Annotated in this window: 16 protein-coding genes; 11 read left to right on the forward strand and 5 right to left on the reverse strand. The window is 71.5% G+C overall.

The annotated features are described in order from the left end of the window. The first annotated feature begins 304 nt into the window (after window positions 1-304). The 6 genes from rpsB to rlmN all read left to right on the forward strand — a co-directional run bounded on the left by rpsB (window position 305) and on the right by rlmN (window position 6,585). Window positions 305-1,222 carry a 30S ribosomal protein S2 gene (rpsB, locus tag AC07AL_RS22600; RefSeq protein ID WP_363585747.1) on the forward strand — a complete coding sequence of 306 codons (918 nt, stop codon included), beginning with the start codon at window positions 305-307 and terminating at the stop codon, window positions 1,220-1,222. A 129-nt stretch (window positions 1,223-1,351) separates the two neighbouring features. Beyond that, on the forward strand, window positions 1,352-2,191 hold the full coding sequence (tsf, locus tag AC07AL_RS22605) for a translation elongation factor Ts (protein WP_363585748.1): 840 nt from the start codon (window positions 1,352-1,354) through the stop codon (window positions 2,189-2,191). Window positions 2,192-2,452: 261 nt separating this feature from the next. Next, a complete protein-coding gene (pyrH, locus tag AC07AL_RS22610) occupies window positions 2,453-3,217 on the forward strand; it encodes a UMP kinase (RefSeq protein WP_030056790.1) in 765 nt (254 codons plus the stop codon). Between the two features lie 98 nt (window positions 3,218-3,315). Beyond that, window positions 3,316-3,873: a ribosome recycling factor gene (frr, locus tag AC07AL_RS22615; protein ID WP_063347665.1), complete on the forward strand. Its 558-nt coding sequence runs from the start codon at window positions 3,316-3,318 to the stop codon at window positions 3,871-3,873. Continuing rightward, on the forward strand, window positions 3,873-5,351 hold the full coding sequence (locus AC07AL_RS22620; RefSeq protein WP_478317995.1) for a phosphatidate cytidylyltransferase: 1,479 nt from the start codon (window positions 3,873-3,875) through the stop codon (window positions 5,349-5,351). The genes frr and AC07AL_RS22620 overlap by 1 nt, the downstream gene beginning before the upstream one ends. Window positions 5,352-5,484: 133 nt before the next feature. Then, entirely contained in the window at window positions 5,485-6,585 is a 1,101-nt protein-coding gene (gene rlmN / locus AC07AL_RS22625; RefSeq protein WP_363585749.1) for a dual-specificity RNA methyltransferase RlmN, read from the forward strand. Between the two features lie 58 nt (window positions 6,586-6,643). Here the strand turns inward: rlmN and AC07AL_RS22630 are convergent, their stop codons facing one another. The 4 genes from AC07AL_RS22630 to AC07AL_RS22645 form a co-directional block, all read right to left on the reverse strand. Further along, window positions 6,644-7,795: a hypothetical protein gene (locus tag AC07AL_RS22630; protein ID WP_363624864.1), complete on the reverse strand. Its 1,152-nt coding sequence runs from the start codon at window positions 7,793-7,795 to the stop codon at window positions 6,644-6,646. A gap of 27 nt (window positions 7,796-7,822) precedes the next feature. After that, complete coding sequence (locus tag AC07AL_RS22635; protein WP_478317996.1) at window positions 7,823-8,578, reverse strand: ABC transporter ATP-binding protein; 756 nt, start codon at window positions 8,576-8,578, stop codon at window positions 7,823-7,825. A gap of 211 nt (window positions 8,579-8,789) precedes the next feature. Continuing rightward, entirely contained in the window at window positions 8,790-10,184 is a 1,395-nt protein-coding gene (locus AC07AL_RS22640) for an aspartate aminotransferase family protein (protein ID WP_350882875.1), read from the reverse strand. Then, window positions 10,181-10,654, reverse strand: coding sequence for an Lrp/AsnC family transcriptional regulator (locus AC07AL_RS22645; RefSeq protein WP_030243538.1), 474 nt, complete (start codon window positions 10,652-10,654; stop codon window positions 10,181-10,183). The genes AC07AL_RS22640 and AC07AL_RS22645 overlap by 4 nt, the downstream gene beginning before the upstream one ends. A 301-nt stretch (window positions 10,655-10,955) precedes the next feature. Between AC07AL_RS22645 and AC07AL_RS22650 the strand changes: the two genes are divergently transcribed. The 3 genes from AC07AL_RS22650 to AC07AL_RS22660 all read left to right on the forward strand — a co-directional run bounded on the left by AC07AL_RS22650 (window position 10,956) and on the right by AC07AL_RS22660 (window position 15,286). Then, the gene (locus AC07AL_RS22650; protein WP_363585752.1) at window positions 10,956-12,401 is read left to right on the forward strand and encodes a gamma-aminobutyraldehyde dehydrogenase; all 1,446 of its coding nucleotides are present in this window, start codon (window positions 10,956-10,958) and stop codon (window positions 12,399-12,401) included. A 258-nt stretch (window positions 12,402-12,659) separates the two neighbouring features. Further along, the gene (locus AC07AL_RS22655) at window positions 12,660-14,018 is read left to right on the forward strand and encodes an aspartate aminotransferase family protein (RefSeq protein WP_363585753.1); all 1,359 of its coding nucleotides are present in this window, start codon (window positions 12,660-12,662) and stop codon (window positions 14,016-14,018) included. 68 nt (window positions 14,019-14,086) lie between these two features. Next, entirely contained in the window at window positions 14,087-15,286 is a 1,200-nt protein-coding gene (locus AC07AL_RS22660; RefSeq protein WP_478317997.1) for a polyamine ABC transporter substrate-binding protein, read from the forward strand. A gap of 18 nt (window positions 15,287-15,304) precedes the next feature. On the opposite strand, the gene AC07AL_RS22665 is transcribed toward AC07AL_RS22660, so the two are convergent. Next, window positions 15,305-16,963, reverse strand: a complete 1,659-nt coding sequence (locus AC07AL_RS22665; RefSeq protein ID WP_478317998.1) for a PucR family transcriptional regulator — start codon at window positions 16,961-16,963, stop codon at window positions 15,305-15,307. A gap of 356 nt (window positions 16,964-17,319) precedes the next feature. Between AC07AL_RS22665 and AC07AL_RS22670 the strand changes: the two genes are divergently transcribed. Together AC07AL_RS22670 and AC07AL_RS22675 are read left to right on the forward strand one after the other, a co-directional pair. Beyond that, complete coding sequence (locus tag AC07AL_RS22670; protein WP_363585754.1) at window positions 17,320-18,831, forward strand: gamma-aminobutyraldehyde dehydrogenase; 1,512 nt, start codon at window positions 17,320-17,322, stop codon at window positions 18,829-18,831. Between the two features lie 67 nt (window positions 18,832-18,898). After that, entirely contained in the window at window positions 18,899-20,149 is a 1,251-nt protein-coding gene (locus AC07AL_RS22675) for a polyamine ABC transporter substrate-binding protein (protein WP_363585755.1), read from the forward strand. The last annotated feature ends 13 nt before the right edge of the window (window positions 20,150-20,162 follow it).

Here is a 20,162-nt window from a genome sequence, read left to right on the forward strand (position 1 = left end):
CTTCACACGCGACCCGGTCCGCCGGGTCGACTTCGCACGCCCCGCCACCGGTGGACGGACGCGGCCCGGCCGCTGCCCCCGCCAGGTGCGAGTGCCGCTCGGTCCGCCGAGTCCGCCTGGTCCCCGGACCATGTGGGTTCAAGCGGCTCGGCACGTTCGGGGCGTCAGGCGTGGCTGTCACCTGGCTGCCACGGACAAACCGAGCCTGACCCGGCCGGACGCACCGCGCGAGCGGGGAGCGCCACCGCGCGAACCCGCCGTCCGTTGCGCGACCGCCGGGCCGTAACACCTGAGGAGCACGGCTATGGCCGTCGTCACGATGCGGGAGCTGCTGGAGAGCGGCGTCCACTTCGGTCACCAGACCCGCCGTTGGAACCCGAAGATGAAGCGCTTCATCATCACGGAGCGCAACGGCATCTACATCATCGACCTCCTGCAGTCGCTGAACTACATCGACCGCGCCTTCGAGTTCATCAAGGAGACCGTTGCCCACGGCGGCAGCGTCCTCTTCGTCGGCACGAAGAAGCAGGCCCAGGAGGCCATCGCCGAGCAGGCCACCCGCGTGGGCATGCCCTACGTGAACCAGCGCTGGCTCGGCGGCATGCTGACCAACTTCTCGACCGTCTACAAGCGCCTGCAGCGCCTGAAGGAGCTCGGCGAGCTGGACTTCTCGGACGTGGCCGGTTCCGGCCTCACCAAGAAGGAGCTCCTGGTCCTCCAGCGCGAGCACGACAAGCTGGAGAAGACCCTCGGCGGTATCCGTGACATGCAGCGCGTTCCCAGCGCCGTGTGGATCGTGGACACCAAGAAGGAGCACATCGCGGTCGGCGAGGCCCGGAAGCTCAACATCCCGGTCGTCGCCATCCTCGACACCAACTGTGACCCCGACGAGGTCGACTACAAGATCCCGGGCAACGACGACGCGATCCGCTCCGTCACCCTGCTGACCCGCGTGATCGCCGACGCCGTGGCCGAGGGTCTGAAGGCCCGCGCCGGTGTCGCCAAGGGCGACGTCAAGGCCGAGCCGGGCGCCGACCAGCCGCTGGCCGACTGGGAGAAGGACCTCATCGAGGGCGAGAAGAAGGCCGAGGAGGCCCCCGCCGCCGCCGAGGCTCCGGCCGCTGAGGCCCCCGCCGCCGAGGCTTCGGCCGTCGAGGCCCCCGCCACCGAGGCAGCGGCCACCGAGGCTGCGGCCACCGAGGCGCCGGCCGAGCAGGCCTGACGTACCAAGGGTGAGGGGCACCCGCCGGTACGACACCGGTAGGTGCCCCTCTCTCCCGCGCCGGGACCGAACCATCGGTCCCGGCGTCTCCCCACGCAGACACGCGAGACGCGAGAAGAGATTCACACCATGGCGAACTTCACCGCCGCGGACGTCAAGAAGCTCCGTGAGCTCACCGGCGCCGGCATGATGGACTGCAAGAAGGCCCTGGACGAGGCCGAGGGCAACGTCGAGAAGGCCGTCGAGTTCCTGCGCATCAAGGGCCAGAAGGGCGTTGCCAAGCGCGAGGGCCGTGACGCCTCCAACGGCGCCGTCGCCGCGCTGATCGCCGAGGACAAGAAGTCCGGCGTTCTGGTCGAGCTGAACTGCGAGACCGACTTCGTCGCCAAGGGTGACAACTTCGTCAAGGTCGCCGACGCGATCGCCGCTCACGTGGCCAAGACCGCCCCGGCCGACCTGGACGCCGCCCTGGCGTCCGAGATCGAGGCCGGCAAGACCGTCCAGCAGTTCGTCGACGAGGCCAACGCGACCCTGGGCGAGAAGATCGTCTTCCGTCGCTTCGCCCAGTTCGACGGTGACGGCTTCGTCGCGGTCTACCTGCACAAGACCAGCCCCGACCTGCCGCCGGCCGTCGGCGTCCTGGTCGAGCTGGACAAGGAGAACGCCGAGGTCGCGAAGGACGTCGCGCAGCACATCGCCGCGTTCGCGCCGAAGTTCCTGTCCCGCGCGGAGATCCCGGCCGAGGACCTCGAGAACGAGCGTCGCGTCGCCGAGGCCACCGCGCGCGAGGAGGGCAAGCCCGAGGCCGCCCTGCCGAAGATCGTCGAGGGTCGCGTCACCGGCTTCGTCAAGGAGAACTCCGTCCTGGAGCAGGCCTTCGCGAAGGACAACAAGAAGACCGTCGCCAAGGTCCTCGAGGAGAACGGCGTCGCCCTCAAGCGCTTCGCCCGCTTCCGCGTCGGCGCCTGAGCCACGTTCCACCTGGTCCCCGGCGCCCTTACGCTGGGAACCGCCCCCGCCCGTTGACCGGGGCGGGCGGAACGCCGAACGGGCTCACCCAGTGCCAACCGTCCACGGGCGGGCCGCGTCGGCACCATGAACGACGAGGAGGCCATTGCCGTGCAGGACACCGAACCGGTTCCCGCGGCAGTGGCCTCCTCTCGCGTACGCGCAGGCCGGGCATCCGCACACCCGCGCCTGTGAGCCAGTAGGTGCAAAAAGGAGAAGTCCATGCAGGAGACGCAGGAGACCGCGCAGGACCCCAAGGCCGGCTCGCGCCGCCGGGTGCTGCTCAAGCTGTCCGGTGAAGCCTTTGCCGGTGGTGGCGGACTCGGCGTCGACCCGGACGTCGTGCACGCGATCGCCCGGGAGATCGCCACCGTCGTCCGTGCCGGTACCGAGGTCGCGGTGGTCATCGGCGGCGGCAACTTCTTCCGGGGCGCCGAGCTGCAGGTCCGCGGCATGGACCGGGCGCGCTCCGACTACATGGGCATGCTCGGCACCGTGATGAACTGCCTGGCGCTGCAGGACTTCCTGGTCAAGGAAGGCATCGAGACCCGGGTCCAGACCGCGATCACCATGGGCCAGGTCGCTGAGCCGTACCTGCCGCTGCGGGCCGTCCGGCACCTGGAGAAGGGCCGTGTGGTGATCTTCGGCGCCGGTATGGGCATGCCGTACTTCTCGACCGACACCACCGCCGTCCAGCGGGCCCTGGAGATCCACGCCGACGTCCTGCTGATGGGCAAGAACGGCGTGGACGGCGTCTACGACTCGGACCCCCGGACCAACCCGGACGCGGTGAAGTTCGACGCGCTGGAGTACTCCGAGGTCATCGCGCGCGACCTCAAGGTCGCCGACCTCACCGCGATCACGCTGTGCAAGGACAACAACCTCCCGATGCTGGTCTTCGAGCTGCTGGCGGAGGGCAATATCGCGCGCGCGGTGAAGAGTGAGAAGATCGGCACACTCATCAGCCAGGATTCTGTCCGGGCCTGAGCAGCAATCAGCCGTACGGGACGGCGCCGTCGCCGTGACCGGCCTCGACGCCGACACCGGTCGGGACAATCGCAGATGAACCGGACAGGGAGATCACAGTGATCGAAGAGACCCTCCTCGAAGCCGAGGAGAAGATGGAGAAGGCCGTCGCCGTCGCCAAGGACGACTTCGCCGCCATCCGCACCGGCCGTGCCCACCCGGCGATGTTCGCCAAGATCGTCGCCGAGTACTACGGCACCGTGACGCCGATCAACCAGCTGGCCTCGTTCTCGGTGCCGGAGCCCCGGATGGCGGTCGTCTCGCCGTTCGACAAGACCGCGCTGAAGGCGATCGAGCAGGCGATCCGCGACTCCGACCTGGGCGTCAACCCGTCCAACGACGGTTCCCTCATCCGGGTGGTGCTGCCCGAGCTGACCGAGGAGCGCCGCCGGGAGTTCATCAAGGTGGCCCGGGGCAAGGGCGAGGACGCGAAGGTCTCGATCCGCGCGGTGCGCCGCAAGGCCAAGGACGCCATCGACAAGCTGGTCAAGGACGGCGAGGTCGGCGAGGACGACGGCCGCCGCGCCGAGAAGGAGCTCGACGACACCACGGCCAAGTACGTGGCCGCCGTCGACGAGCTGCTGAAGCACAAGGAAGCCGAGCTGCTCGAAGTCTGATGAACGACGCCCCTGACGCCCCTGGCTACTGGGGCCCGTCCGACCAGCAGTTCCAGCCCTACCGCCCGGCGCCGCAGCCCCGGCCGCAGGCTCCTCTGCAGCAGGCGCACCCGGCGCCGGGGTACGGCGAGTACCCGGCGCCGCCGCAGGCCCAGGGCTACCCCGGTCACCCGGGCGGCGGGGCCGCCCACCCGGGTGCGCCGGGCGGCGCGCCGGGTGACCCCGGCCACCGTTCGGATCACTCGCAGCAGCCTCCGGTGTACTGGGGCGGCGACGCGGAGGAGACTCAGGTCATGCCTCCCGTACCGGCGGGCCCCGGCCCGTTCCCCGGCGTGCCGGACCAGGGCCCGTCGGCGGGCTCCGGCCGGCCGGGTGACCCCGCCGCCGGTCAGTCCCGGGAGGCCGGTCGGCTGAGCGGCCCGCTGTTCCGGGACGACCGGTCCGAGGCGGCGGTGCCGGGCGTGACGGAGACGGTCGTGCTGCGCGCGATAACCGATGACGCCACCCCCGGCCGCGGCGCCCCGCCGCGCCCCGGGGCCTCGGTGCCTCCCGCGCCGCCGTCGAGTTACCCGGCGGCCGGGCAGCCCCACTTCGTGCCGTCGTCCCATCCAGGGCAGGAGACACCCGTGGCCGCCCAGTCCGCCCCGCAGCCGCAGCCGCGCAAGCAGCGCGGTGGCCGTAACCTCCAGGCCGCGATAGGCGTGGGGGTCGGTCTCGGTGCGGTGATCATCGCCTCGCTGTTCGTGGTGAAGGCGCTGTTCCTGTTCGTCGTGATGGCCGCGGTGTCGGTCGGCGTCTGGGAGCTGACCAGTCGGCTCGCCGAGCGCAAGCAGATCAAGGCGCCGCTGGTGCCGCTGGTCGCGGGCGGCATCGCCATGATCGCCACCGGCTACTGGGCCGGGGTGCAGTGGGCCGCGGCCTCGCTCGCGCTGACCGGGCTGGCGGTGATGGTCTGGCGGATGGCCGAGCCGCCGGAGGACTACCTGCGGGACATAACGGCCGGGGTGTTCACCGCCTTCTACGTGCCGTTCCTGGCCACCTTCGTGGCGTTGATGCTGGCGGCCGACGACGGCCCGCAGCGGATCGTGCTGTTCCTGATCGTCACGATCTGCAGCGACACGGGCGCCTACGCGGTGGGCTACAAGTTCGGCAAGACCAAGCTCGCCCCGACGATCAGCCCCGGCAAGACCCGTGAGGGCCTGGCCGGCGGCATCGGCCTGTCGATGCTGGCGGGCGCCGTGCTGATGGAGCTGATCATCGACGGCGGCAGCTGGTGGCAGGGCCTGATCCTGGGCGGCTGCGCGGCGGTCACCGCGACCCTGGGCGACCTGGGCGAGTCGATGATCAAGCGCGACCTCGGCATCAAGGACATGGGCACGCTGCTGCCCGGCCACGGCGGCATCATGGACCGGCTGGACTCGCTCCTGCCGACCGCCCCGGTGGTCTGGCTGCTGCTGGCGGCCTTCGTCGGCAGTTAGGGCCTGTCCGGCCCTCGGACAGGCCCTCGACCCGGCCTCCGGCCGCGAGCGGCGGAAGGGCCCCGGACGTCTGCGCGTCCGGGGCCCTCGCACGTCCCGGCCCGCTCCCGGCGTCTGCGACACTGGATGAACCATGCCTAAGCCCGGAGAACTCACCTTTGTCGCGCCGCGCGGCGCCAAGCCCCCGCGACACCTCGCCGACCTGAGCCCCGCCGAGCGCAAGGAGGCCGTCGCCGAGCTGGGCGAGCAGCCGTTCCGCGCCAAGCAGCTCTCCAACCACTACTTCGGCCGGATGTCGAACGACCCGGCGGGCTGGACGGACATCCCCGCCGCCAGCCGGGAGAAGCTCACCGGGAGCCTGCTGCCGGAGCTGATGTCGGTCGTGCGGCACGTGTCCTGCGACGACGACAGCACCCGCAAGACGCTCTGGAAGCTCTTCGACGGCACGCTCGTCGAGTCGGTGCTGATGCGCTACCCGGACCGGGTCACCATGTGCATCAGCTCGCAGGCGGGCTGCGGCATGAACTGCCCCTTCTGCGCGACCGGCCAGGCCGGGCTGACCCGCAACCTGTCCACCGCCGAGATCGTCGAGCAGATCGCCGCCGGGATGCGCGCGCTCAAGGCCGGCGAGATCCCCGGCGGCGAGGCGCGGCTGTCGAACGTGGTCTTCATGGGCATGGGCGAGCCGCTGGCCAACTACAACCGGGTGCTGGCCGCGATCCGCCGGCTGACCGACCCGGCGCCGGACGGTTTCGGCCTGTCCCAGCGTGGTGTCACGGTCTCCACCGTCGGCCTGGTCCCGGCGATGAACCGGCTGGCCGACGAGGGCCTCAGCTGCCGCCTGGCGCTGTCGCTGCACGCCCCGGACGACGAGCTGCGCGACGAGCTGGTGCCGGTGAACACCCGCTGGAAGGTTGCCGAGGTGCTGGACGCCGCGTGGAACTACGCGGAGAAGTCCGGCCGGCGGATCTCCATCGAGTACGCGCTGATCAAGGACATCAACGACCAGGCGTGGCGGGCGGACCTGCTCGGCCGGCTGATCAAGAACCACCGGGTGCACGTCAACCTGATCCCGCTGAACCCGACGCCGGGCTCCAAGTGGACCGCCTCCCGGCCCGAGGACGAGCGCGAGTTCGTCCGCCGGCTCCAGTCGCACGGGGTGCCGACGACCGTCCGCGACACCCGTGGCCAGGAGATCGACGGCGCCTGCGGCCAGCTCGCCGCGGCGGGCTGAGCCGGCGGGCTGAGCCGGCGGGTCACCGCAGGCCGGGCAATCACCGCAGGCCGGGAAGTCAGCGCAGGCCGGCGGCCGCCAGTGCGGCGGTCGCCCCGCCGGTCACCAGCAGCGTGGTGCCCACCGCCAGGGTGCGCAGCGCGACCGCGCCGAACAGCAGCCGGGGCGAGGTGCCGAGGCGCAGCAGCACGTCGGTGACGTCCCGGCGGTCGGTGCGGACCTCGGCCAGCCGGGCGGCCACGGCGGCGGCCGCGCAGCCGAGCACCAGGCAGGCCTCGACGGCGGGCAGCACGTCGGCGCTGTCGGGCGTGCCGATCCAGTAGCGGATGGTGGTGAGCACCAGCGCGAGGGCGAGGGTGAGCACGGCCAGCGGAGGGCCGAGGCGGCGGGCCTGGGCGGTGAGTCCGCGGCCGGCCAGCAGCCGCAGCGGGGTGGGCCGGCCGAGCGCGAGCAGCCGTCCCGTCCAGGACAGCAACGGGCCGGTGAGCAGGGCGAGTCCGACCGCGCTGGCGGCCCAGCCGCCGAGTGCGGCGGTGCTGGTGCTGCCGAGCCCGGCGGGCAGGTGGATCGGCCGGCCGTCGGCGGCGGCGCCGGGCCGCAGGGCGATGAGTTCGAGGGCGAGGCCGATCACGGCGAGCCCGACCGGCAGGGCGACCCGCAGCGCGCCGAAGCCGGTGCCGCGGTGGGTGCGGCTGCCGGGCAGGTACTCGGTGGGCGGGACGGCGCAGGCGGCGGCGATCCCGGCGGTGAGCGGGACCAGGGCGAGCAGGGCGACCGGCGCGACGGCCGGCAGCGGTACGCCCATGCCGAGATCGGGGGCGAGCGCGGGCCCGGCGATGTCGTTGCGCAGGACCAGGAAGACCAGCAGGGTGAGCACGCTGCCGAGGGTGCAGGCGAGCACGACCTCACCGGCGATCAGGGTGCGGATCCGGCCGGAGCCGGCTCCGGCGGCGCGCAGGCCGGTGATCCGTTCGGGCCGCTGGGCGGGTACGGCGCGGGCGGTGACGGCCGCGAACCAGGCGACGGCGGCGAGCGGGGGCAGGCACCAGAGCAGTCGCACCAGCGCGTCCTCGCCGCCGAGCGGGTCGCTCATCGCCCGGCCGAGGGAGCGCAGCAGGAAGGCGGAGACCACGGCGGCGGCCAGCACGGTGAGCAGCCAGCGGCCGAGGTCGGGCACCCGGTAGCCCCGGGCCAGACGGAGATAGAACACGTCGACTCTTTCAGCGGCTCGGCGTCGTCAGCGGCGGGTGGCCGACACGGCGGACGCGCCGGCCGCCCCCGGGGCGGCGGGGCCGCGCGGGACGGGGGCGGCGGGGGCGGTGAGCCGTCCGTCGACGAGGGCGACGGCGCGGTCCGCGAACCGGACGAGCTCGGGGTCGTGAGTGGCCAGGACGAGGGTGAGCTGGTGCGACCGGGCCGCGCTGGTCAGTATCCGCAGGACCTGGTCGGCGGCCTCTCGGTGGAGCGGGGCGGTGGGGTCGTCGGCGAAGACGACGGGCGGCAGCGGGGCGAGGGCGCGGGCGACGGCGATCCGCTGGCGCTGGCTCTGGAGCAGCCGGTCGGGGCGCTGCCGGGCGACCTCGCCGACGTCGAGGCGTTCCAGCCATTCGTCGGCGGCGGTGTAGGCGGCCTTGTTGCCGGCGCCGGCGAGCAGCAGCGGCAGGGCGACGTTCTCCCGGGCGGTCAGTTCGGGCACCAGGTGGGGTTCGGAGCCGACGAAGCCGAAGCGGTCGCGGCGCAGCCGTTCGCGCCCGGCCCGGCCGAGGGTGTGGACGGGCGCGCTGTTGAACCAGACCTCGCCCTCGTCGACGGTGAGGAGGGCGGAGAGGCAGCCGAGGAGGGTGCTCTTGCCGGAGCCGCGCGGGCCGGTGACGGCGAGCACTTCGCCCTCGCGGACGCCGATCGAGATGCCCCGCAGGGCGGGGGTGCCGTGATGGGACTTGACGATCCCCCGGGCCCACAGCACGTCGTTGTCAGGCGGTGCCGCTGACATGAGGTTCCATCCTGGGTGGCCGCAGGGATATGACAGTCGTCAGATTAGAACGACTGGGGCCTGGTGCGGTTGCGGCGCTCTGGTCCATCGCGGGCAAATCACCCGCAATCAGGCATGTTTGATCGGCTGTCCGCGCCGGAAAACGCCGAAGGGCGGTCCCGGGGGAGTGGGACCGCCCTTCGGCGGAGGGTGGGGAAGGAGGATCAGGGGGTCAGATCTTCGCCCACGCGTCGGTGAGGCTGGTCCGCAGGATCTGCTCGATCTCGTCGAAGGTCGACTGGTTGGAGATCAGCGGCGGGGCCAGCTGGATGACCGGGTCGCCACGGTCGTCGGCGCGGCAGTACAGGCCGTTGTCGAAGAGGGCCTTCGACAGGAAGCCGTAGAGGACGCGCTCGACCTCGTCGTCGTTGAACGACTCCTTGGTGACCTTGTCCTTCACGAGCTCGATGCCGTAGAAGTACCCGTTGCCGCGGACGTCGCCGACGATCGGCAGGTCGCGCAGCTTGTTCAGGGTGCCCAGGAACGCGGCCTCGTTGTCGAGGACGTTCTGGTTCAGGCCCTCGCGCTCGAAGATGTCGAGGTTGGCCAGCGCCACCGCGGAGGAGACCGGGTGGCCGCCGAAGGTGTAGCCGTGCAGGAAGGTGTTGTCGCCCTTGTAGAACGGCTCGGCGAGGCGGTCCGAGATGATCGTGGCGCCGATCGGGGAGTAGCCCGAGGTCATGCCCTTGGCGCAGGTGATCATGTCGGGCTGGTAGCCGAACTTGTCGGCGCCGAACATGGTGCCCAGGCGGCCGAAGGCGCAGATGACCTCGTCCGAGACCAGCAGCACGTCGTGGCGGTCGCAGATCTCGCGCAGGCGCTGGAAGTACCCGGGCGGCGGCGGGAAGCAGCCACCGGCGTTCTGCACCGGCTCGACGAAGACGGCGGCGACGGTCTCGGCGCCCTCGTTGAGGATGGCCACCTCGATCTCGTCGGCGCACCAGCGGCCGTAGGCCTCGGGGTCGACCGTGCCGTCCGGGCCTTCGAGGAAGGCGGGGGCGCGGTAGATGTTGGTGTTCGGGGCCTTGTGGGTGCCCGGCACCAGCGGCTCGAACGGGGCCTTCAGGCCCGGCAGGCCGGTGATCGACAGGGCGCCCTGCGGGGTGCCGTGGTAGGCGACGGCGCGCGAGATGACCTTGTACTTGGTCGGCTTGCCGGTCAGCTTGAAGTACTGCTTGGCGAGCTTCCAGGCGGTCTCGACGGCCTCGCCGCCACCGGTGGAGAAGAAGACCTTGTTCAGGTCGCCCGGGGCGTAGTTGGCCAGGCGCTCGGCCAGCTCGACGGCCTTCGGGTGGGCGTAGCTCCACACCGGGAAGAAGGCGAGCTCCTTGGCCTGCTTGGCGGCGGCCTCGGCCAGCTCCTCGCGGCCGTGGCCGGCCTGGACGACGAACAGGCCGGCGAGGCCGTCGAGGTACTTGCGTCCCTTGTCGTCCCAGACGTAGGTGCCTTCGCCCTTGACGATCGTCGGCACGGGGGAGTTCTCGTACGACGACATGCGGGTGAAGTGCATCCACAGGTGGTCGTAGGCGGTCTTGGAAAGGTCCTTCTGCGCCGGGTCGGCTGTCATCGGGTGCCCCAGGTGTAGGTCTGTTTCCGGAGCTTCAGGTAGACGAAGCTCTCGGTGCTCCGCACGCCGGGAAGCGCGCGGATGCGCTTGTTGATCAGTTCGAGCAGGTGCTCGTCGTCCTCGCAGACCAGTTCGGCCAGGAGATCGAACGAGCCTGCGGTGCAGACGACGTAGTCGACCTCGTCGAGGGCGGCCAGCGCGTCGGCGACGGGCTCGATGTCGCCCTCGACCCGGATGCCGACCATCGCCTGGCGGGTGAAGCCGACGGTGAGCGGGTCCGTGACGGCGACGATCTGCATCACGCCCTGGTCGAGCAGCTTCTGGACGCGCTGGCGCACGGCCGCTTCGGACAGGCCGACGGCCTTGCCGATGGCGGCGTACGGGCGGCGTCCGTCCTCCTGGAGCTGCTCGATGATCGCCTTGGAGGCGGCATCGAGGGGAACGCTCGCGTTCCGGTCGCGGTTGGCCACGCCGCCACTGTGCCTGATCGTTCTCCTGTTCGCAAGCGAGGAATCTGCTGATTTCGTCGTGATCTTGGAATCCGCGTACGGATTTCATCGCCTACGTGCACTGCACCTGTCGATACCAGCAGTCATGCGGCTACCCTGGCACGGTACGCGCGCAGCCCCGCAGCGCAGCGCGCGTTCCCCCAAACCAGTGGACCGCGCCGTCCAGGGCCCGGCCACCCGACACCCTTCGTGCGCCGGACCCGCCGACGTACCATGGCGCCGGAAACTGCAACGCCGCAGGCCCAGACCGAGGAGAGACCCCGTGAGCGACCTTCGCACGCTGCGCAACTACATCAACGGTGAGTTCGTCGACGCGGCGGACGGCCGCACGCTCGACATCGTCGACCCCACCACCGGTGAGGTCTACGCGACGTCCCCGCTGTCCGGTGCCTCCGATGTGGACGCCGCCATGGCCTCGGCCGCCGCCGCCTTCCCGGTCTGGCGCGACGCCACCCCGAGCACCCGCCAGAAGCTGCTGCTCAAGATCGCCGACGCGGTCGAGGCCCGGGCCGACGAGCTCGTCGAGGCGGAGGTCCGCAACACGGGCAAGCCGCGCGGGCTGACCCTCTCGGAGGAGATCGGTCCGATGGTGGACCAGATCCGCTTCTTCGCCGGTGCCGCCCGCATGCTGGAGGGCAAGGCCGCCGGGGAGTACATGGACGGGATGACCTCGATCGTCCGCCGCGAGCCGGTCGGCGTCTGTGCCCAGGTCGCGCCGTGGAACTACCCGATGATGATGGCCGTCTGGAAGTTCGCCCCGGCCATCGCCGCGGGCAACACCGTCGTCCTGAAGCCCTCGGACACCACCCCGGCCTCCACCGTCCTGCTCGCCGAGATCATCGGCGGCGTCCTCAAGGACCTGGAGCTGCCGGCCGGCGTCTTCAACGTGATCTGCGGCGACCGCGAGACCGGCCGGCTGATGGTCGAGCACAAGACCCCGGCGATGGCCTCCATCACCGGTTCGGTCCGGGCCGGCATCCAGGTCGCCGAGTCCGCCTCCAAGGACGTCAAGCGCGTCCACCTGGAGCTGGGCGGCAAGGCCCCGGTCGTGGTCTTCGAGGACGCCGACATCGCCGAGGCCGTCGAGGGCATCTCGGTCGCGGGCTACTTCAACGCAGGCCAGGACTGCACCGCCGCCACCCGCGTGCTGGTGCACGAGTCGATCCACGACGCCTTCGTCGAGGCGCTGGCCAAGGCCGCGGCCGAGACCAAGACCGGCGGCGTGGACGACGAGGACGTGCTGTACGGCCCGCTGAACAACGCCAACCAGCTGAAGCAGGTGGCCGGCTTCATCGAGCGGCTGCCCGCCCACGCCAAGGTCGAGGCCGGTGGCCACCAGGTCGGCGAGAAGGGCTACTTCTACGCCCCGACCGTCGTCTCCGGCCTGCGGCAGGACGACGAGATCATCCAGAACGAGGTCTTCGGCCCGGTCATCACCGTGCAGAAGTTCACCGACGAGGACCAGGCCGTCGACTACGCCAACGGCGTCGACTTCGCGCTGGCCTCCTCGGTGTGGACCAAGGACCACGCCCGCGCCATGCGGATGTCGCGCCGGCTGGACTTCGGCTGCGTCTGGATCAACACCCACATCCCGCTGGTCGCCGAGATGCCGCACGGCGGCTTCAAGAAGTCCGGCTACGGCAAGGACCTCTCCGCGTACGGCTTCGAGGACTACACCCGGGTGAAGCACGTCATGACCGCGATCTAGCGGGTCGTGACGGTCGGGCGCTGTATGACCGCGATCCAGCGGGTCGTGGCGGTCGGCGCTGTATGACCGCGATCTAGCGGGTCGTGGCGGTCGGCGCTGTATGACCGCGATCTGATCGCGCGTCCATCGTGTGAACGGACAATGGGCCCGGGTCCTTTCGACCCGGGCCCGGTGTCTTTGCATCCTGTCGGCCGTTCGCGTGACCGGCTGACAAGATGAAACTGCACTTCGGGGCCGCGACTCCCTAGCCTTACCGGCATGAGCATCCCCACCGCTGACTCAGCCGCCGGCCAGGCGGTCAAGGCCGCCGACCGCGCGCACGTCTTCCACTCGTGGTCCGCCCAGGCGCTGATCGACCCCCTCGCGGTGGCCGGCGCCGAGGGCTCGTACTTCTGGGACTACGACGGCAACCGCTACCTCGACTTCTCCTCGCAGCTGGTCAACACCAACATCGGTCACCAGCACCCGAAGGTGGTCGCCGCGATCCAGGAGCAGGCGGCGAAGCTCTGCACCATCGCCCCCGGTTTCGCGGTCGAGGCGCGCAGCGAGGCCGCCCGGCTGATCGCCGAGCGCACCCCCGGCGACCTCGACAAGATCTTCTTCACCAACGGCGGCGCCGAGGCGGTCGAGAACGCCGTCCGGCTGGCCCGGCTGCACACCGGCCGGCAGAAGGTCATGTCCGCCTACCGCTCGTACCACGGCGCCACCGCCAACGCGATCGCCCTCACCGGCGACCCGCGCCGCTGGGCCAACGAGACCGGCGTCTCCGGCGTGGTGCACTTCTGGGGCCCGTACGCCTACCGCTCCAACTTCCACGCCGAGAACGAGGCACAGGAGTGCGAGCGCGCGCTGGAGCACCTGGAGCAGGTGATCGCCTTCGAGGGCCCCGGGACGATCGCGGCGATCATCCTGGAGACCGTGGTCGGCACCGCGGGCATCCTGATCCCGCCGGCGGGCTACCTGGCCGGGGTCCGGGAGATCTGCGACCGCTTCGGCATCGTGTTCATCCTCGACGAGGTGATGGCCGGCTTCGGCCGCACCGGCGAGTGGTTCGCGGCCGACCACTGGGGTGTCACCCCGGACCTGCTGACCTTCGCCAAGGGCGTCAACTCGGGCTACGTCCCGCTGGGCGGCGTGGCGATCAGCGCCGAGATCGCCGCCACCTTCGCCGAGCGGGCGTTCCCGGGCGGGCTCACCTACTCCGGCCACCCGCTGGCCTGCGCCTCGGCCGTCGCCACCATCACCGCCATGGCGGAGGAGGGCATCGTCGAGAACGCCAAGCACATCGGCGAGACCGTGCTCGGCCCCGGCCTGCGGGAGCTGGCCGAGCGGCACCCCTCGATCGGCGAGGTCCGCGGCCTCGGCGTGTTCTGGGCGCTCGACCTGGTGAAGGACCGCGGGACCCGCGAGCCGCTGGTCCCGTACAACGCGGCCGGCGCCGCCAACGCGCCGATGGCCGAGCTGGCCGCCGCCTGCAAGCAGCGCGGGCTCTGGCCGTTCGTCAACATGAACCGCCTCCACGTCGTCCCGCCGTGCACCGTCACCGAGGAAGAGGCCAAGACCGGTCTCGCGGTGCTCGACGAGGTGCTGTCGCTCGCCGACGCGCACACCGTCTGACGTACCGACCGGACGGCCCCGGGTGTCGCGCACGCCCGGGGCCGTCCCACGCTCCGGAGGCCTTCCCCATGCCCAGCAGCACCACCCCGACCCGCCCCCACAACTCCCGTACGATCCGCCGGCGTTCGGTGCTCGGCGGGGCCGCGCTGCTCGGCGCCGGCACGCTGACCGGCTGCGGCATCCCGTCCGCGTACGTCGCCGAGGACCGCCGCTTGGTCCAGGACCGTTCGGACCGCGAGCAGCGGCTCGCCTTCTCCAACTGGACCCAGTACATCGACACCGACGACCAGGGGCACCGGCCGACCCTGGACGCCTTCACCGAGCGGACCGGCATCGCGGTCACCTACACCGAGGACATCAACGACAACGACGAGTTCTTCGGCAAGATCAGCCCGGTGCTCACCCAGGGCGCCGACCCCGGCCGGGACCTCATGGTGGTCAGCGACTGGATGGCCGGCCGGTACGTCTCGCTCGGCTGGGTGCAGGCCATGGACCGGGCCAACCTGCCCAACGTCACCGCCAACCTGGACCCGCAGCTCGCCGACCCGGCCTTCGACCCCGGGCGCCGGCGCAGCGTGCCCTGGCAGTCCGGGATCACCGGCATCGCGTACAACCGCAAGGCGCTCGGCCGGGAGCTGAAGTCGACCGCGGACCTCTGGGCGCCCGACCTCAAGGGCCGGGTCACCCTGTTCGCCGGGCTGGACGAGGCGCTCGGGCTGCTGATGCTCGCCCAGGGCGCGGACGTCTCCCGGTTCGGTGAGGACGACGCGCACCGGGCGATGGACACCGTGCAGAAGATGGTCGACACCGGCCACATCCGCCGCTTCACCGGCAACGACTACACCAGCGACCTCGCCTCCGGCGCCGCCGTCGCCTGCCAGGCCTACTCCGGCGACGCCGTCCAACTGACCGCCCAGAACCCGGACATCGAGTTCGTGGTGCCGCAGGAGGGCGGCGAGCTGTGGGCGGAGAGCCTGATGATCCCCAACCGGGCCCGGCACAAGCGCAACGCCGAGCTGCTGATCGACCACTACTACCAGCCCGAGGTGGCCGCCGAACTCGCCGCGTTCGTCCAGTACATCTGCCCGGTGCCGGCCGCCCGCGAGGTGCTGGCGGCCAGCGGTGACAAGGACAAGGCCGAACTGGCGGAGAACCCGCTGCTCTTCCCGACCGACGAGATGCGCGCCCGGCTGCACACCATGCGCGACGTCACCTCGGCGGAGCGGCCCGAACTGCACAAGGTCTGGGGGCGCATCACCGGCGTGTAGGCCACCGGCGTGCAGCGGTCAGCGGCGGACGGCGTCCAGGGCGAGCAGTGCCACGTGCAGGGAGAGGCAGGACTCCACCTGGTCGAGGTCGACGCCGAGGATCCGCTCGACCTTGTGCAGGCGGTCGTAGAAGGACGGCCGGGACAGGTGCGCGGCGTCGGCCGCCGCCGACTTGTTCCGGCCCTGCTCCAGGTAGATTCGCAGCATCTGCACCAACTGGCCGTTGTGCTCGGCGTCGTGGGCCAGCAGCGGGCCGAGCTCCCGCTCCACGTAGGTCTGCAGCCGGGCGTCGTCGCGCAGCAGGTGGAGCAGGCCGCGCAGCCGGACGTCCGGCAGCCGGTAGTACGAGGCGGCCCGGCCGCCGGGCGCGTCGTGCAGGGCCGCGTCGGCGACCTGGGTGGCCTCCAGCAGGGTGCGCCGGGCGTCCCGGACGGAGCCGACCGAGGAGCCGACCGCGACCACCGGGGCCGGTGCGGCGGCGGCGGCGTCGTCCCGGCCGGCCTCGGCCGACATCCGGCGCAGCGTGGCCGAGAAGGCGTCCAGGGCGGCGTGCTCGTCCTGCTGGGTGCCGAGCGTGATCAGCACGCCGACGCCCTCGTCGTCCAGCGCGCCGACCAGGGCGGAGAGCCGGCAGGCCCGGACGGCTCCTGCGGCGAGCTCGGTGAAGTCGCGCAGCCGGGCCTGCGCCTCCAGGGCGGCCGGGATCGGGCCGCGCCGCTGCCGCAGCACCACCCCGACCAGCCGGCGGCCCTCCAGCGGGACGCCGAGCGCCTGGGCGCGCAGGGCCACCTCGGAGACGGTCAGCGCGTGGGTGAGGATGCCGGACAGCAGGGTGCGGTGGGTCTGCCGTTCCAGGCTCTCCCGGTCGCGCACCACCAGCCGGTTGAGTGCCAGCGCGGAGGCGCCGCGCTCCAGCAGCATGGTGTGCGGGTGGGCCTCGTTCTCGGGCAGCGGGCCCGGATCCTGCACCAGTACCAGCCGGCCCCAGTCCTGGCCGCGGGCGCCGACCGTGGTCACCAGCCAGCCGCTGCGCGGGTCGTGCCCGGTGCGGCCGGGCGGGCGGACCCCGCGGGAGCGGCGCTCCCAGTCCTCCAGCAGTTCGACCTCCGGGCGGCCGGCGGTGTCGTGGGCGAGCACCTGGTGCGCGAGGTTCTCCAGGACGACCGGCGCGCCCGCCATCCGGGCCACCTGGCGGATCACCTCGGGCGGCTCGGCGCCCTCCACCACCAGCTCGTTGAACACCTGGTGGACGGCCTCGGAGACGCGCAGCTGCTCCAGCTGGGCGTTGACCACCAGCGCGTGCACGGCCTCGGTGACGGCGACGAAGCGCAGCTCGCGGCGGAGCGTGATGAGCGGCAGGCCGCGCTGTTCGGCGGCGTGCACCAGGGCGCGGGGCAGCGAGTCGAAGTAGCGCCGGCCGTACTCGACGACCAGGCCGGCGACCCCCACCTCGTCCAGTTCGCGGACGTAGCGGGCCAGGCCCTCGCGGTCGTCGGGCAGCGCGATGCCGGTGGTGAGCACCAGTTCGCCGCCCTGGAGCATCCCGGCGACGTCGGGCAGTTCGCTCACGTGGACCCAGCGGACGGGCCGCTCCAGGTGGTCGGCGCCGGCGACGACCTGGGGCAGGCCGCGCCGCATCACCTCCAGGTCGAGCACGCGGGCGACGGTGGGGAGCATCGCGGGCCTCCAGGGCCTTGAGGGACCAGAGTGTCAGGTAAATCATCCATCGCGGCGACGACCTGTCGCCCTCGGTGAACCCTTGCACCCTGTAAGGCCCTACCCGCCGAGGTTGTCGCAGTGACCCTTGTCACGCCGGGGCGGTAGCGGGCATGGTCAGCGGGTCGGCTGTGGCGAAAAACAGACCTCACGCCGGAATCCATCGCGTTGCCGGAATGCAACAGCGGAATCCCTTGTCCGGAGTCCGCCGGACTGCCAGGATCGCGCAACCCCGGTGATCAGCCGGTCGGATTCCCCCACGGCACAACCGTGAGAATCGCCGTGGCAGTCGACCCACCGGCACTTGGAGGAACCAGATGGACCTGACCGACTTCGGCGCGGGCGCGCAGTACATCGCGGGCCGTCAGACCCGGGGGAGCGGCGAGCCCTTCCAGGTCGTCAACCCCGCGGACGGCAGCGTGGTCGAGCAGGTCGCCCTGGCCACCACCGGCGAGGTCGACGCGGCCGTGGCCGCCGCGAAGGCGGCCCTGCCCGGCTGGTCCCGCGCCACCCCCGGTGCCCGCTCCGAGGCGCTGACCGCACTGGCCGCCGTCCTGGCCTCGGCGAGTGCCGACCTCGCCCGGGTGGAGACCGCGCAGACCGGCAAGCCGGTCAAGCTGGCCACCGAGTTCGACGTCCCCGGCACCATCGACAACGTGGCGTTCTTCGCTGGCGCCGCCCGCAACCTGGAGGGCAAGGCGGCCGGCGAGTACTCCGGCGACCACACCTCCTACGTGCGCCGCGAGGCGATCGGCGTGGTCGGCTCGATCTCGCCGTGGAACTACCCGCTGCAGATGGCCGCCTGGAAGGTCCTGCCGGCGATCGCGGCGGGCAACACCATCGTGCTCAAGCCGTCCGAGCTGACCCCGCTCACCTCGCTGATGTTCGCCCGGGCCTGCACCGAGGCGGGCATCCCGGACGGCGTGGTCAACGTGGTCACCGGCGCCGGACGCACCACCGGCGAGCACTTGGTCGCGCACCCGGACGTCGCCATGGTGTCCTTCACCGGCTCCACCCCGGTCGGCCGCAGGGTCGCCGAACTCGCCACCGCGAGCGTCAAGCGCACCCACCTGGAGCTCGGCGGCAAGGCCCCGTTCGTGGTCTTCGACGACGCCGACCTCGACGCCGCCGTGCACGGCGCGGTCGCCGCCTCGCTGATCAACGGCGGCCAGGACTGCACCGCCGCCACCCGCGCGTACGTCCAGCGCCCGCTGTACGACGCGTTCGTGGCCGGCGTGGCCGAGCTGTACGCCGCGATCCGGATCGGCGACCCGCTCAACCCGCACACCGACCTCGGCCCGCTGGTCTCGTACACCCACCGGGACCGGGTGGCCGGCTTCGTCGAACGCGCCCGCTCCTACGCCACCGTGGTCACCGGCGGCCGCGCGCCGGAGAAGGGCCACGACGGCACCGACCTCACCCGCGGCGCGTACTACGCGCCCACCCTGATCACCGGCGCCGCCCAGGACAGCGAGGTGGTCCAGGGCGAGATCTTCGGCCCGGTGCTGGTCGTGCTGCCCTTCGACACCGACGACGAGGGCCTGCGGCTGGCCAACGACACCCCCTACGGCCTGGCCGCCTCCGCCTGGACGGGCAACGTGCACCGCTCGCTGCGCGCCACCCGGGAGATCGCGGCCGGGTGCGTCTGGGTCAACGACCACATCCCGATCATCAGCGAGATGCCGCACGGCGGCTACAAGGCGTCCGGCTACGGCAAGGACATGTCCCAGTACTCGCTGGACGAGTACACCCAGGTCAAGCACGTCATGTTCGACACCACCGCGGTCGCCCGCAAGGACTGGCACCGCACCGTCTTCGGAGACAGATAACCCCTGCCCAGGGGCGCCGCCCCCAGGGCGCCCCGATTCGACCTCTTACCCCCAGGAGGCCCGTTCCATGGCGTTCAACGAGTTCACCGACGGTCTGCCCGAACCGGTCCGCAAGGCCTGGGAACGCAGCCTGACCAGCGGCCGGGCCGCGATCGGCCGCCGCACCCTGCTGCGGGCCGCCGCGCTGACCGCCGGTGCGGGCACGCTGGCCGCCTGCGGGATCCCGGCGGCCAGGACCGTCGGCGGCGACTCGACCGCCAACGCCGCCAAGGACCTCTCGGACAGCGAGAAGGTGGTCAACTTCTCCAACTGGCCGCTGTACATCGACACCGACGAGAAGGACAAGCAGAAGCACGGCACCCTGGACGCCTTCACCGCGGCCACCGGCGTCAAGGTCAGGTACAACGAGGACGTCAACGACAACGTCGAGTTCTTCGGCAAGGTCAAGCCGCAGCTCGCGGCCGGCCAGGACACCGGACGCGACCTGATGGTCCTCACCGACTGGATGGCCGCCCGGCTGATCCGGCTCGGCTGGGCGCAGAAGCTCAACCCGGCGAACGTCACCACCGCGATCACCACCATCGACTCCCGCTTCCGCGCCCCCGACTGGGACCCGGGCCGGCTGTACTCCTACCCGTGGGCCGGCATCCAGGTCGTCATCGCCTACAACAAGAAGGCGACCAAGGGGAAGGAGGTCACCAGCGTCTCCCAACTGCTGGACGACCCCGACCTCAAGGGCCGGGTCACCTTCCTCTCCGAGATGCGCGACAGCATCGGGATCACCCTGCTGGACCTGGGCAAGGACCCGGCGAAGTTCACCGCCGACGACTACGACGCCGCCGTCGCCCGGCTGCAGAAGGGCGTCGACAGCAAGCAGATCCGCCGCTTCACCGGCAACGACTACGGCCAGGAGCTGTCCTCCGGCGACATCGCGGCCTGCGTCGCCTGGGGCGGCGACCTGATCCAACTGCGCGCCGACAACCCGGACATCGAGTTCGTCATCCCGGAGAAGGGCTACGTCTCCTCGACGGACAACATGCTGATCCCGGCCCGGGCGCAGCACAAGGCGAACGCGGAAAAGCTCATCGACTTCTACTATCAGCCGAAGATCGCGGCGCAGCTGGTCGCGGGCATCGGCTTCGTCTCCGCCGTGACCGGGATGAAGGACGAACTCGCCACCCTCGCCCCGGACAGCGCGGCCAACCCGCTGGTCGTACCCACCCCCGAGATGGCGGCCAAGTCGCACGTGTTCCGCACCCTCACCGAGACCGAGGAGAGCGACTTCGAGCAGAAGTTCTCCAAGCTCATCGGCGCCTGACCCCCACGCGCGG

This window comes from Kitasatospora sp. NPDC043949 (genome assembly GCF_056435365.1).